Origin of the sequence: Neochlamydia sp. AcF84 (genome assembly GCF_011087585.1) — a bacterium.
In the GTDB taxonomy this organism is placed as follows: Bacteria; Chlamydiota; Chlamydiia; order Chlamydiales; family Parachlamydiaceae; genus Neochlamydia.
In genome coordinates this window covers 1-14,870 of record NZ_VJOT01000041.1, presented here as the reverse complement: position 1 = coordinate 14,870, position 14,870 = coordinate 1, and the positions used below count along the sequence as shown (strand labels likewise).

Sequence of the window (14,870 nt, the reverse complement as noted above, 5' to 3'; positions counted from 1 at the left end):
CCCACTGTAGCAACCTCTTACAATAATTTGGGCATCATTTACAAGGAGCAAGGTAATTTAGAACAGGCGGTTGAATATACTAAGAAAGCTCTTGACATTCACCTTAAGCTTTTTGGTGAAAATCATCCCATTGTAGCAAACTCTTACAATAATTTGGGCATCATTTACAAGGGGCAAGGTAATTTAGAACAGGCGGTTGAATATACTAAGAAAGCTCTTAACATTAACTTCAAAATTTTTGGTGAAAATCATCCCACTGTGGCAATCTCTTATGGTAACTTAGGACAAATTTGCCAAGGGCAAGGTAATTTAGAACAGGCGGCTGAATATACTAAGAAAGCTCTTGACATTTGCCTTAAGCTTTTTGGTGAAAATCATCCCACTGTAGCAAATTCTTACAATAATTTGGGCAGCATTTACAAGGAGCAAGGTAATTCAGAACAGGCGGTTGAATATACTAAGAAAGCTCTTGACATTCACCTTAAGCTTTTTGGTGAAAATCATCCCACTGTAGCAACCTCTTACAATAATTTGGGCATCATTTACAAGGAGCAAGGTAATTTAGAACAGGCGGTTGAATATACTAAGAAAGCTCTTGACATTAACTTCAAAATTTTTGGTGAAAATCATCCCACTGTAGCAACCTCTTACAATAATTTGGGCAGCCTTTACAAGGAGCAAGGTAATTCAGAACAGGCGATTGAATATACTAAGAAAGCTCTTGACATTAACTTCAAGCTTTTTGGTGAAAATCATCCCACTGTAGCAACCTCTTACAACAATTTGGGCATCATTTACAAGGGGCAAGGTAATTTAGAACAAGCGTTTGAATATACTAAGAAAGCTCTTGACATTAACTTCAAAATTTTTGGTGAAAATCATCCCACTGTAGCAACCTCTTACAATAATTTGGGCATCATTTACAAGGAGCAAGGTAATTCAGAACAGGCGATTGAATATACTAAGAAAGCTCTTGCCATTAACTTCAAGCTTTTTGGTAAAAATCATCCCACTGTAGCAAACCCTTACAATAATTTAAGCCAAATTTACCAAGGGCAAGGTAATTTAGAACAGGCGGTTGAATATACTAAGAAAGCTTTTGACATTAACTTCAAAATTTTTGGTGAAAACCACCCCACTATAGCAACCTCTTACAATAATTTGGGCAGCATTTACAAGGAGCAAGGTAATTCAGAACAGGCGGTTGAATATACTAAGAAAGCTCTTGCCATTCGCCTTAAGCTTTTTGGTGAAAATCATCCCACTGTGGCAACCTCTTACAATAATTTAGGCCAAATTTACCAAGGGCAAGGTAATCTAGAACAGACGGTTGAATATACTAAGAAAGCTCTTGACATTTGCCTTGAGCTTTTTGGTGAAAATCATCCTAATGTGGCAAACTCTTACAATAACTTGGGCATCTTTTACAAGGGGCAAGGTAATTTAGAACAGGCGGTTAAATATACTAAGAAAGCTCTTGACATTCACCTTAAGCTTTGTGGTGAAAATCATCCCACTGTGGCAATCTCTTATGGTAACTTAGGACAAATTTACCAAGGGCAAGGTAATTTAGAACAAGCGGCTGAATATACTAAGAAAGCTCTTGACATTTGCCTTAAGCTTTTTGGTGAAAATCATCCCACTGTGGCAAACTCTTACAATAATTTGGGCAGTATTTACAAGGAGCAAGGTAATTCAGAACAGGCGGTTAAATATACTAAGAAAGCTCTTGACATTCGCCTTAAGCTTTTTGGTGAAAATCATCCTAATGTGGCAAAATTTTATAATAACATAGGACTAATCTATAAAACCCAAGGCAATTTGAAGCAAGCGGCCGATTATAGCAAAAAAGCGCTAGCCATTGACCTTAAAGTTTTTGGTGAAAAACACCTTGCTGTAGCAAGAGATTACGATAATTTAGGCCAGGTTTACCAAGAAGAAGGAGATTTGGAACAGGCGGCTAAATATATTAAAAAAGCACTCGAAATTAATATTAGATGTTACGGAATAAATCATTCCTCCGTGGCATTAGTTTATGATGATCTAGGGTCAATCTACCAAAAACAAGGAAATTTAGAGCAAGCAGCTAAGTTCATCAATCAAGCGCTTAAAATCAATATTAAGCTATTAGGTGAGGATAATCCCAATGTAGTATTTCTTTATCGCAAGCTGACACAAATCTACAAAGTACAAGGAAATTCGAAAAAGGCAGCTGAATATGCAAAAAAAGCGCGAGACATTAAGCTTAAGCCGTAAGGAGAAATCATAACCATGAGCCTTCAAATCGTTTGAAATCTTTAAGGTAAACTCTAACCCAACAACATTAAGCATCTAAAAGCTTTCACCTTGGCTACAACTGGACAAATTTAAAATTTTCTGAAAGGTAATTCCCATTATGATCCCCCTAAATCCTATAAATGAGAAAACATTAATCCCAATAAAGGTAAGCGGTCACGAGGGGTAGAACTACTTAAGCTCCTGATAATAAAGAGATAATGTAAATCAAAAAGTGCAATAAATAGAAAAAACAGCTATTTGCAAGCATTTTTGGTTTTGCAGATGCCCTCAGAATTGCCTCTAAAGCTGGGCCTACCCCGCGACCGCTTACATTTATATAGAAAAATAAAGTTATTATTTTTAATTTTTTTCTTGAAGAGATATTATTTAAAAGCTAGAAAAGCCATAAGCAATGCTAATCACCTGCAGCGAGCAGGTAACCTTAAAAGAAGGCCAAACAAATGAATGTAGAAAGCCCTTCCATTACCCCTTTCATATTTACTGCGTTTAAGAAACTAGTAAAAGAAAAGTCTTGTCGGGAGCTAGGCCCGTATGCAGAGATTAGCTTAAAGATTTTCAAGGAACTAGGGCAGCAAGATTTGTTTAACGCACGAGGCGTTAATAAAGAATGGAAGCAACTAATTGAACAAACTGAGGAATGGGAAAAACTCTATTCGAAAATATCTGAGCGTAAATCACTTGAAGAAAATCAAAACACATGCGATAAATCATCTCTTTTAGGCGCTTCTTCTAGTCAATGGGATGGCCATCAAATAGCAAAATCCTTGTGGCATAACCCTACCGCTATCATTGATAACTCAATCATAGCCAAAGTAAATACTGCTGCCGATTATCTAAGCAAAGAAGGCTTTAAATTAAAAGGTGTGCCAAGTGATGGTGACTGCTTTTTTAGCGCTTTTTTAGGAAGCTATAACTGCCTTTCTAGGAAAATACCTTTGCTAGATGGGAGCCCTGATAAAGTTTTTTATTTAAGGCAAGTACTCTCAGACATCGTTAAATACAAGAATAATGGAAGGGCTGAAAAAATAAAAGGAGAAAGGATTTGGATAAGTGGATTAGGTGAAGGAGATCTATTAGCTACAGCCTTATCCATCCCTATTAGACTGGTGACCGTTAACGAAGAGCAGCTGGCTTGCGGTATTCATGATAGGCTAATTTTTCCTAAAGCAAGCTCATCTACGGAAGATAATTCCCAAGAATGGAAAACCATCCCTGAAGAAAAAAAGCCAGAAGAATATGTGCTTATTGTTGATCTAGGTGGCCATTTTGTTTATGCGCAAAAGCTTTTAGGACAAGATAACCCTCTCTTTTTAAATCAAACAGCTTCCCCTACTGGCCGTTTTAGCAAGAGCCGTTATCTTTATCCTCATGATAAAGCTAGCAGGGTAGCTAAAACAGGTGAAAATAAAAGATTTTTAACAACCAGACAAAATCTTAACAAGAGGGATAAAAATGATATATTCGACCCTTCTAGCCCCTTGGCTACTATCCCTTTAGAAATTTTCCAACAGATTTTTCATTCTTTTAGTAACTTAACTGAGCATGAATTAAGAAAAATCCTTGATGTGAGAAGTTGTGCTCGAGTGTTTAAACAGTACATGCCTAATAACGTCAAATTCTTGCAGCTTTATCAACCTGAGAAGCTACAATCCTATCTTGATAAGCTTTCAAATTATTTAGATAAAACTTTCTTTTCGAGGGATGGCAGTAATAATTTTTTATCTGTAGACAGGCTAGAAGAAGATTATACTCACGCTTTAAAACTTGCTATCCAAAAAGAAGATCCAACCCAGATAAGATTATGCATAGAAAAATTAGGTGATATCTCCTTAATTAAAGGAACTCCTCAAAAGCTCCTTCAAGCAGCAGGACTTTACAATTATGCCTTACATGATTCATCTTTAGACGAACAAAAAAATATTAAAGGAAAGTTATCAAAAGTGGAAGGATCGCTCATCAAGCTCTGCGAAGGAAAACCTTTAGATCTTTCTATAATTAAAAAGCAATTTGAGGATAATCGTGGAGAATTAAAAAAATTTAGGGATGAAATAGAAGAGAAAATCCAAGCTCTCGGCGCAGATCCTTCCTCAGAGGAAGTCAAAAAGCTTTACAGTGAGATTGCCAAGTGGATAAAAAATTTCTTTAGACATCTTGCAATACAAGTTTTTGATACTTTAAGGACTCCACCCTGCGAATATGCGATGATAGGGTTTGGTTCTCTAGCTAGAGAAGAGATGACCCCCTACTCCGATTTAGAGTTTGGTATTCTTATGCAAGAAGACACTGGAGAAAATAGAGAATATTTTAAGTGTTTTACAACCCTTCTTCATTTAAAAGTCATCAATTTAGGAGAAACTATCCTGCCTGCTTTAGATATTCCTTGCATAAAAGAAGCTAATTTTTTTGATAGCGTTACACCCAGAGGCTTTGCCTTCGATGGGGAAGGAGTACAAGGTAAAGGCTGTAAAACGCCTTTTGGCAATCGCCAAACATTTGAGCTTATTCAGAGGCCTGAAAAGATGGCTCAATATATTAGCAAAGATGAAAAAGACCGGTGGTGGCATGTAAAAGAGCCTCATCTTCCTATGGAATTGCTAACTTTTACTCATCTACTAGGCAATCTTGAATTAACGGAGCAATATAGTAAGACACTGCAGAAAACACTTGATATTCCTTGCCAAGAAGGCTTCTCCCTTCGACAGTACTTAGCCAAAAAACACCTTGTAACCGATGATATGAAAGCTTTTGATCCAGGAATGGATGATTTAGGTAAGCAAGGTATGCTCTTCCAAGTTAAAAATGATTTTTACCGTTTTCCTCATTTGGCTTTAGATCGGCTAGCCCTTCTTAAAAATGTAAGGGCATCTGACACTTTTACTAGGATTGATAAACTAAACGAGCTAGGGGTTATAACAGAGGACGCAGCTGATAAGTTAAAAGATTGGATGAGTATAGCTCTGTTTATGCGCCTTAAGACTTATTCTCACTATCAAGCACAACAACATATGATGAATCCTCTGATTAAACCTTTCGAATTTGATAATCCAGACCTTATTAAAAAACAGTTTGAATTAGATAAAGAAGCGTTAGAAAAAATAAAAAAAATTTACTGCATCTTTATTCCTTTTTATTATGCTATTCACGAATTCTTAGCAGGCCGTGAAGACAGGCTTAAATCCTCTCGTTTAGAAGACAACTCGCTGGAAACTCAAGGTAATATAGCCAGAAGGCTTTTTCAATATAAAAAAGCAGAAGAATGTTATCTGCTGGCAAAGAAAACAAATCCGCCAAGTTCAGAGGTTTTAAATGCACTTGGAGTGATTTACCTTGAGCAAGGCAATTTAACCAAGGCGATAAAGTATGCCAACAAAGCTCTCGCCTTTAATCTTAATCTTTATGGTGAAAATCACCCCAACGCGGCAAGAGATTATCACAACCAAGGAGTGATTTGTCTCAATCAAGGCAATTTAGATAAAGCCGAAAAATATAGCACCAAAGCGTTCCTTATTAACCTTAAGCATTTTGGAGAAACTCATAGCACAGTGGCAATTGGGTACGGTAATTTAGGACAAATCTACCACGCCCAAGGTAATTTAACCAAAGCGATTGAGTATAGTAACCAAGCGCTTGCCGTTAACCTTAAGCTGTATGGTGAAAATCACCATATGGTAGCTACTTTATACAACAACCTAGGAGTAATATATAAAGAACAGGGCAATTTAGAACAGGCGAGTAATTACGGCCATAAAGCCATGGCGATTGACTTTAGGCTTTATGGAGAAAATCATCCCACGGTGGCAGCACATTACAGTAACTTAGGAGTAATCTACAAAGAGCAAGGCAATTTAGACAAAGCGACAGATTATAGCACTAAAGCGCTTACTCTTAGTGTTAAGCTGTATGGTGAAAATCATCCCATGGTGGCAGTACATTACAGTAACTTAGGAGTAATCTACAAAGAGCAAGGCAATTTAGACAAAGCGACAGATTATAGCACTAAAGCGCTTACTCTTAGTGTTAAGCTGTATGGTGAAAATCATCCTACCGTTGCACGAGATTATAATAACCTAGGACAAATCTCCAGGGAGCAGGGCAATTTAGACAAAGCGGTAGAATATAGCAAAAAAGCGCTTAGCATAAACCTTAAGCTGTATGGTGAAAATCATTCTATCGTTGCACTAGATTATAATAACCTAGGACAAATCTCCAGGGAGCAGGGCAATTTAGACAAATCGGCAAAGTCTATCAATAAAGCGCTTAGCATAAACCTTAAGCTGTATGGTGAAAATCATCCTACCGTTGCACGAGATTATAATAACCTAGGACAAATCTCCAGGGAGCAGGGCAATTTAGACAAAGCGGTAGAATATAGCAAAAAAGCGCTTAGCATAAACCTTAAGCTGTATGGTGAAAATCATTCTATCGTTGCACTAGATTATAATAACCTAGGACAAATCTCCAGGGAGCAGGGCAATTTAGACAAATCGGCAAAGTCTATCAATAAAGCGCTTAGCATAAACCTTAAGCTGTATGGTGAAAATCATCCTACCGTTGCACGAGATTATAATAACCTAGGACAAATCTCCAGGGAGCAGGGCAATTTAGACAAAGCGGTAGAATATAGCAAAAAAGCGCTTAGCATAAACCTTAAGCTGTATGGTGAAAATCATCCTACCGTGGCAATTCGATACAATAACCTAGGAGTAATCTACAAAGACCAACGCAATCTAGACAAAGCGGCAGAATATAGCAAAAAAGCGCTTAGCATAAACCTTAAGCTGTATGGTGAAACTCATCCTACCGTGGCACTTCTTTACAGCAATCTAGGAATGATTTACAAAGACCAAGGCAATTTAGACGAAGCGGCTGATTATGCTAGCAAAGCGCTTAGCATAGACCTTAAGCTGTATGGTGAAAATCATCCTACCGTAGCAATTCGATACAATAACCTAGGAGTAATCTACCAAGACCAACGCAACTTAGACAAAGCGGTAGAATATAGCAAAAAAGCGCTTAGCATAGACCTTAAGCTGTATGGTGAAAATCAACCCACAGTAGCAATTCTTTACAGCAATCTAGGAATGATTTACAAAGACCAAGGCAATTTAGACGAAGCGGCTGATTATGCTAACAAAGCGCTCACCATTAATCTTAAGCTTTTTGGGGATCACCATCCTCATATAGCAAAAGATTATAATCTTCTCGGAATGGTTTCTTATAACCAAGGCAATTTAGACGAAGCGGCTGATTATGCTAACAAAGCGCTCACCATTAATCTTAAGCTTTTTGGGGATCACCATCCTCATATAGCAAAAGATTATAATCTTCTTGGAATGGTTTCTTATAACCAAGACAACTTGGAACAAGCAGCTGAGTATCTCAGCAAAGCACTCGCCATTAATCTTAAATTCTCTGGAGAAAACCATCCCGAGGTGACAAATGGTTACAACACCCTGCAAGCAATTTACCAATCCCAAAAAAATCTAAAATTAGTGGCTTTGGACATGTTAAGGAATCGCTCGTTATTATCCTTAAGCCTTAAAAGGCAAATCACTCAAATGGGGCTTCACATCTTGTGAAATATTTAAAATAATCCCTAACCCTAAAATATTAGCCACCAAAGAGCTGCCCCCTTGGCTAAACCATGGCAAATTTAAGCCTGTACTGGGCAATAAACCAGATACCACGCCTAGATTTAAAAAAGCTTGGAAGGTAATTAAGAAAGTAATGACGGCACAAAAATAGAATCCTTCTAGGCTTGAGGAGGCATTAGCAATATAAAAGCCGAGGCAAGCAATAGATAGATAAAGAGTAATTAATATACACATTCCTATAAAGCCAAATTCTTCAGCATAGATAGCAGCAATGTAATCATTCTGAGCTTCCGGTAAATAGCTTAGCTTTTGCATGCTGTTGCCGGGTCCCCTACCTAATAATCTTCCCGACCCAGCAGCAATCTTAGCTTGATAAGGTTGGTGCCCTTTACCTTTAAGATCTAGTTCAGGATTTAAATAAACCTTCAGGCGTGCAGAGACATAAGAAAGATGATAGGCAAAGGCTCCTCCTACACATAGGCAGGCTAGCAAAGGGAGGGCCCAGTACCTCCAGCTGATTTTCATCAAAATGCAAAGCACTAGCACAGACATAGCTATTACTGCGGTGGTACCATTGTTAGGTTCTACTAATATCAAAAGCATAGGAATAGCTACCGTGCCTACCAACTTAAGGAAGGCATAAAAAGTAAAGACTTTCCCAGAAAACTTTAGGTAATGATGAATAAAGTAGGCAGGAATGATATATTTAACAAACTCTGAAGGCTGTAATGATATGCCTAAAATAGCTAGCCAACGTCTAGAGCCATTCACTTCACGTCCAATGCCTGGAATTAAAGTTATAAATAATAGAAAGCTAAAAATGCCTAAAAGCCAGGGGCTCAAGGTTATTAAGGTGCGATAGCCTATTTTTGCTATTCCTACTGCTAAGCTAAGGCCTATAGCTGCATACATGAGCTGCTTAAGTAAGGCTTGATGAGTGCTTTTGTTTAATTCCATGTCCATCACTTCAGCTGAAGTCGTGCTATAGACCATGATGAGACCTAGCACATAAATGATAGAGACACATAAAAAAAGCAGGCAAAAGATAGGGGGAAAGGAAAGAGTAGACTTTTTTCCTATTACTTTTTTGTGCGCATTCATCACAGGTAGAATTCTCATCCATTTAACCCTATATCTTTTATCTTACACGAATCCTATCACCGACTTGGAGATTACGGGCTTTTTCTTCATCCAAGTTATTCATCTTCAATAAATCATCAAACTTAACATTAAATTGTTTGGCAATTTTCCAGGGGTTATCCCCACTTTTAATGGTGTAAAGCTCTGGCCCTGCCGAAGAAAGAGGTGTAGGCTCTTTGGCGGCTAAAGGCTTTTGTTGTCCATGCTCTAAATGGTTTTTTTTGGTGCCTACAGGCACTTTTAATAGCTGGCCAATATTTAAGCGATTGCTGGTTAAATGATTGGCTTTTTTGATAGCTTCCACGCTCGTATTGTTGGCTCGAGCGATTTTTTCTAAAGCATCCCCTTTTTTAACCGTAATGGTCACAAGTTGAGAAGGTTGGGTAGATGTCTCTAAGCTAGAAACCTGCTGGGCCTCTGTGTTATCAGTAGAAAGAGAGGCGGATAGTTCTTTATCTCCCAATTCGCCTTCCTCTTCCACAAGGATAAGATGAGGACTATCGGCATAGTGTTTCAGCATATTGTCAATTTCATCGCCTGTCTGGGTAGAGCCTATAGAAGTATCAGAGGGTGAGTTAACTAACGCTTGAGAGGAAGGGGTCAATTGTTTATTAGCATCCATGATAATCTGAGGAGCGTTATGAAATTCATCTGTTGGGTCCTCATGACGGACGGCCATCATAAATAATATAGCTAGCAACGCTGCATTTAATAGGACAGCGATAATTATGGTATCTCTACGATTCATTGTTGAACCTCATCAAGGGTAATCTTTTATTCTAAGGTATTAACTATACGTTTAAATTCTTCTCCTCTATGTACATAGTCGCGAAACATATCAAAGCTGGAGCAGCCTGGAGATAGTAATACAACTTGGCCAGGTTTTGCAAGCGCTGTCGCATCTTTTATTGCTGCTTCTAGGGTAGGCCGCTCCTCGACAGGAAGGCTAGAGGCTAGATCATTTTTTATTTTTATCGCAGCTTGGCCAATGGCAAATACATATTTAACATGGCCAGCAAAAGCTTTGATCCAAGGTGTATAGGCAGCTCCTTTATCCACACCTCCTGCAATCAAAATTATTTCACCTTTTAAAGAAGTGACCGCACGGATAACAGCATCTACATTAGTTCCCTTGCTATCATCATAGTAGGCTATTTCCTTGAAAGAACGCACAAATTCAAGACGATGGGCAGGCTTTTTAAAAGCTGAAAGGGCGTTAAAGAATTGTTCAGAAGTGACTCCCCTTTCCTTGCATAATGCGTAAGCAGCCAGCATATTTTCTACATCATGATTTTTTACACCCTGATAAGCTAAAGGTAGAGGATAAGGATCTTGACCTTTTCCATAGATAAATTGGTGATCGAGGTAAAAGTTACAAGAAGAAGAGTAGCCATAGGTTAAAGGCTTAAAATCTCCTAAAAGCTTTTTATATTCGTTATATACAGCCTCATAAACATATAAATTCCCTTTAGGTTTTAAACAATTTTTAAGATGGAGTTTTGTCGCCGCATACGCTTGCAGGTCAGGATAACGATCGAGATGATCAGGGGTAATATTTAAGACCACACCTGCATCTATTACAGCGCTTTGGAGAGTTTCTAATTGAAAGGAACTCAATTCTGCCACCAATATATCCTCTTCTGCACCCACTGTTAAGGCATCTAATTCTGCCGTTAGGGGGGCCCCTAAATTGCCTAGTGCACGTGCAGCTTTACCACTGGCATTTAAAACATGAGCGACTAGCAAGGTGGTAGTGGTTTTACCATTGGTACCGGTAATGGCTAATAAGGGCTGATTAATAAAACGTGCAGCTAATTCTACTTCACCCACGATTTCAATACCTGCTTGCCGAGCTTGGATATAATAGGGATTGGAAGGAGGAACGCCAGGTGAAACCACAATAAAGTCAAAATCTTGAATTTCAATTTTCTCAGCCTCATGTCTGGCTACAAGTCCTAAAGTTATCAAATCTTTGATTTCTTGGTGATTTTTCAATAATTCTAAGTTGTCATCAACGCCCCATACATAAGCTTGTCTTTTAAGCAAGAAGCTTGCAGCTGCACGTCCACTTAAACCTAATCCAATTATTAAGACTCTCTTTTTCTTTAGCTTCATTGTTAGAATTCTTATTGAAATTTGAGCGACGCGATGCCAAGTATGCCTAACAGCAAGCCGATGATCCAGAAACGGGTTACCACTTTCGTTTCAGCCCACCCCATATACTCGAAATGATGATGCAAAGGCGCGCATAAAAATATACGCTTTTTATTGCGATATTTATAACTTAGCACTTGAAGGATGACTGATAGCGCTTCAGCGACAAAGATTCCTCCAACAAGACCTAAGAGCAATTCGCGTTTTAACAATACAGCCGATACACCTATGATCCCTCCTAAAGCTAGGGAGCCAGTATCGCCCATAAAAACTTGAGCGGGGTGGCTATTATACCATAGAAAGCCTAAGCAGGCGCCCATCAACGCGCTTAAGTAAATAGCTATTTCCCCACTTCCTTCAATATAAAGGATGTTTAAATAGCCCGCGATCTGGATATGGTTAGAAACGAAAGCAATTAAAGCTAAGCAACCCGCTACAATAATTAAACAGCCTGCCGCTAAACCATCTAAGCCATCTGTCAAATTTGCCGCATTAGAAGAACCGGTGATTACAAACATGATAAACAAAGCGGCTACTAGAGTCAAGGCCCCCTTAAGAACCAGCCAGTGGTTTTTAATGAAAGGTAAATAAATGCGTGTCGCATAATCTTTCAAAGAGATTGCTGTAGGACCCGAGGAATGGGTAGCCTCTTGTTTCACCACTAGCGGACCCCATTTAGTCTTAGTGGCTGTTTGCTCTTTAACAATAGGAGGGGCAAACCAATTTTTCATCTGAATAGAAGAAGAAACGGAGGGACAAAGCAGATATAAGGCTATAAAGGCTGATAAGGTAAATTGATAAAATAATTTTTTCTTACCTGATAACCCTTTAGGATTTTTATGTTTAAGTTTCAAGTAATCATCATAACCACCCACTACTCCTAGCCAAACGGTAGTGATAAATAAGATAAGGGTAAACACATGGCTGATATCCATCCATAAGAACATAGAAATTAACATTGAAAAAAGAATTAATACTCCTCCCATTGTAGGAGTATCTTTCTTCTTTTCATGCAACTGACCTAGTAAAGGGCAGTCCTCGACTCGAATAGTTTGGCCAATTTTAAGCTCGTAAAGTTTTTTAATAAAATAGGGTCCCAAGAAAATGCTAATGATTAAGGAAGTTATAGCTGCCAATATCATGCGAGTGGAATAGTAGGTAAACACCATGGGAACTTTAATATTCAATGTGTATTTCAACCAGTCAACTAAAAATATGATCATTGGGGCTACTCTCCCATTCCTCTAATAATTTTGATATCTGGGTCCCTTTTGAGCCTTTAATCAGCACCACATCCCCCTCTTGTAAATAGCTCTTTAAAGCATCTACCAACTCCGCACGATGATTATACCAATATGCATGTCGACCATACTTCTGCCAACAATCAAATATCAGGCGGCTTTCTGCACCATAACAGAACATACTATCTACCTGATTTAAAGCATACTCTCCAATTTCTTCATGGGCTTTTTTAGAAAATTGACCTAACTCTAGCATATCGGCTAAAACGGCTACCTTACGCCCCCCATTTTTAGGAGAAGGGATATTTTTAAGAGCAGCTTTTACAGAAAGTGGTGAAGCATTATACACATCATTGATAAAAAGAATTCCTTTTTTTTCTATCAGCTGCCCTCTTGATGCGGGCAGAACTAGCTTGCTCATACCCAAAGCAATCTCCTTGGGGCTCATACCGAAATATTCTGCACAAGCGACTGCAGCTAAAAAATTAGCTTGATGATGCTTCCCTAAGATAGGAAAGCTACCCAGCTTATAAATTTGCTCTTTTGATCTAACAGCTAGACCATCTGTTTGAGTAGCAGCAATACTATAATCAGCTAGGGGATGATCAAAAGAAAAAGATAATTTTCGACAAGACCCTATTTTTATTATCTCCGAATAATTAATGATGTCTCGATGAAGGATCGCTAACGCGGTACTAGCATGGGTTAATATTTCAGCTTTCGCGTAGGCAATTGCCTCTAATGAATCAAAGTTACAAGCATGTGCCAAGGCAACCTGGGTAATTATGGCGCATTCAGGCGGGGCTATATCAATGAGTGCTTTTAGATTTCCCGGATGGCTCATCCCCATTTCTAAAACGATGATCTCTTCTTGACCCTCTGTATGATTAAGAATAGCTAAGGGCACGCCAATCTGTGAGTTACTATTGCCGGGAGAAGAGGATACCTTAAATTTTTCTTTAAGAACTGTCGTAATAAAATCTTTAGTAGTCGTTTTACCTACAGAGCCGGTCACTGCTACCACGCGAGCTTTAGACTGCTTAATAATCAATCGAGCTAAATTTTGCAGAGCTAGTAAAGGATTTTCTACTCGGATTAATAGCATGCCATAATCTGGGCCATCATAATCCCTGCTAACTACGGCTCCTTTCGACCCTTGAGAAGCTATTTTCTCTAAAAAATGATGCCCATCAGTTTGAGCGCCAGGAAGGGAAAAAAACAAATTTTCTGGCCGGTGCAAACGGCTATCTACACTAACCCCTGTAAAGACAGCCTGATCTTTTGGCATCGGCATGCCAAAGATAGACGCAAGCTCTTGAACATGAAAACTGTGCATAAATTTTATGGCAAAAAATAAGAGTACTAATAAGGTTAGTAGAAAAATAATAGGTTAAGCTGCTGAGCTATTCCAAGCAAGAAAAATAAAAGATTTTTCCCTTGCTAAATATTCAACTTATGACTGGAGGCTTTTTCTTAAGCAGAAAACATCTAAAGGAGGATAAATACGCTCATCTTTTTTAATTTAAATCCCGCTTTTAGGCTCCCCCCTAATCCCTTCGTAAGAGTCGGCAGGGTGTAATTAAAAGTGTTGGCAAGATAAGGAGGGATTAATACATACTGAAAGCGTAGCAAAAGGAGGTTGCATATGCTTAACGAAGAAGAAGTTAATAAAGTATTTAATCGCTTAAAGAATCATCCCAACTTATTAGAATCCATTAGAGAATTATTAGATATTACCGAAGGAGTTAAAGGAATAGAAGTGGCGGATGATGCTGAATTTGCTCTTATTCCCGAAGTTAGAGGCTTAGGGAAAAAATGCCTAGAGGATTGGGCAAAGCATCAAGTAAATGAGCAAGAAGCCAAGACTCGGGAAATGAAATTAAGGCAGCACTCAAAAAAAAAACTAAGTTGGCATACAACATTTGGGATAGTAGGGATGGAAGAGAGGTGCTTCCTACAAGCAGGAAAATTGATTAGACCCTTTTCCTTTTCTTCCAAGGTTAGATGCAGAGGGTATTCTTTACCATTAGAGCGAGCAATAACCGACTTTGGAGCAGATATTGCTTTTGGAAAAGTAGGGGAAAAGATGAAGGAGCATTATGGAATTGAAACTTCTTCTTCCATGGTTAGATTGATTACCCAAGAGCATGCAAGGAAAATAGCTAAGCTAAAAAAAGAAGCGGTTAGTCAAGAAGCAATCATTATCAGTGAAACAGATGGGAGTATGGTACCCATTGTGGAGATAGACGAGATTGACAAACAAGCAAAAAAAGATGCAAGAAAAGCAAGGAAAGTGTGTTGGAAAGAAGCCAAACTAAGTCTGGCAAGAGGCAAGGACAGAGCTAACCGCTTTTATGCTGGTAGTATTGGAACGGCAGAACAAGCAGGTCAACAGATGCTAGAATGTGCTCTTATAGCGGGTCTGAAAGAAGGCAGCTATGTG

7 protein-coding genes and 1 pseudogene are annotated in these 14,870 nt (G+C 38.6%); 3 read left to right on the top strand and 5 right to left on the bottom strand.

Annotated elements, in window-relative coordinates:
- Both NEOC84_RS04090 and NEOC84_RS04085 read left to right on the top strand, forming a co-directional pair.
- Nucleotides 1–2,256: tetratricopeptide repeat protein (locus tag NEOC84_RS04090; RefSeq protein WP_166155571.1), on the top strand; the 2,256-nt coding region annotated here is incomplete at its 5' end.
- A 482-nt stretch (nt 2,257–2,738) separates the two neighbouring features.
- Nucleotides 2,739–7,877 carry a tetratricopeptide repeat protein gene (locus NEOC84_RS04085; RefSeq protein ID WP_166155568.1) on the top strand — a complete coding sequence of 1,713 codons (5,139 nt, stop codon included), beginning with the start codon at nt 2,739–2,741 and terminating at the stop codon, nt 7,875–7,877.
- Here NEOC84_RS04085 and NEOC84_RS04080 read toward each other — a convergent pair.
- Genes NEOC84_RS04080 through murF form a run of 5 tightly spaced genes read right to left on the bottom strand, consistent with a single transcriptional unit; the run spans nt 7,830 to nt 13,715 of the window.
- Nucleotides 7,830–9,011, bottom strand: a complete 1,182-nt coding sequence (locus NEOC84_RS04080) for a putative peptidoglycan glycosyltransferase FtsW (protein WP_242678187.1) — start codon at nt 9,009–9,011, stop codon at nt 7,830–7,832. The two genes, NEOC84_RS04085 and NEOC84_RS04080, sit on opposite strands and share 48 nt — an antisense overlap.
- Before the next feature lie 19 nt (nt 9,012–9,030).
- Nucleotides 9,031–9,780 (bottom strand): LysM peptidoglycan-binding domain-containing protein, encoded by a 750-nt coding sequence (locus tag NEOC84_RS04075; protein ID WP_166155565.1) that lies wholly within the window; start codon nt 9,778–9,780, stop codon nt 9,031–9,033.
- A 26-nt stretch (nt 9,781–9,806) separates the two neighbouring features.
- The gene (gene murD, locus NEOC84_RS04070; RefSeq protein ID WP_166155562.1) at nt 9,807–11,147 is read right to left on the bottom strand and encodes a UDP-N-acetylmuramoyl-L-alanine--D-glutamate ligase; all 1,341 of its coding nucleotides are present in this window, start codon (nt 11,145–11,147) and stop codon (nt 9,807–9,809) included.
- Nucleotides 11,148–11,158: 11 nt separating this feature from the next.
- Nucleotides 11,159–12,409: a phospho-N-acetylmuramoyl-pentapeptide-transferase gene (gene mraY / locus NEOC84_RS04065; protein ID WP_166155559.1), complete on the bottom strand. Its 1,251-nt coding sequence runs from the start codon at nt 12,407–12,409 to the stop codon at nt 11,159–11,161.
- A complete protein-coding gene (murF, locus tag NEOC84_RS04060; protein WP_166155556.1) occupies nt 12,390–13,715 on the bottom strand; it encodes a UDP-N-acetylmuramoyl-tripeptide--D-alanyl-D-alanine ligase in 1,326 nt (441 codons plus the stop codon). The genes mraY and murF overlap by 20 nt, the downstream gene beginning before the upstream one ends.
- Nucleotides 13,716–14,072: 357 nt before the next feature.
- Here murF and NEOC84_RS04055 point away from each other — a divergent pair.
- Nucleotides 14,073–14,870: pseudogene (locus tag NEOC84_RS04055) on the top strand (hypothetical protein); the annotation flags it as partial.

Bases quoted from the DNA above. Each gene is read 5' to 3' on its own strand.
- NEOC84_RS04085 (WP_166155568.1), top strand. From the start codon at position 2,739: ATGAATGTAGAAAGCCCTTCCATTACCCCTTTCATATTTACTGCGTTT.
- NEOC84_RS04080 (WP_242678187.1), bottom strand. From the start codon at position 9,011: ATGAGAATTCTACCTGTGATGAATGCGCACAAAAAAGTAATAGGAAAA.
- NEOC84_RS04075 (WP_166155565.1), bottom strand. From the start codon at position 9,780: ATGAATCGTAGAGATACCATAATTATCGCTGTCCTATTAAATGCAGCG.
- murD (WP_166155562.1), bottom strand. From the start codon at position 11,147: ATGAAGCTAAAGAAAAAGAGAGTCTTAATAATTGGATTAGGTTTAAGT.
- mraY (WP_166155559.1), bottom strand. From the start codon at position 12,409: ATGATCATATTTTTAGTTGACTGGTTGAAATACACATTGAATATTAAA.
- murF (WP_166155556.1), bottom strand. From the start codon at position 13,715: ATGCCAAAAGATCAGGCTGTCTTTACAGGGGTTAGTGTAGATAGCCGT.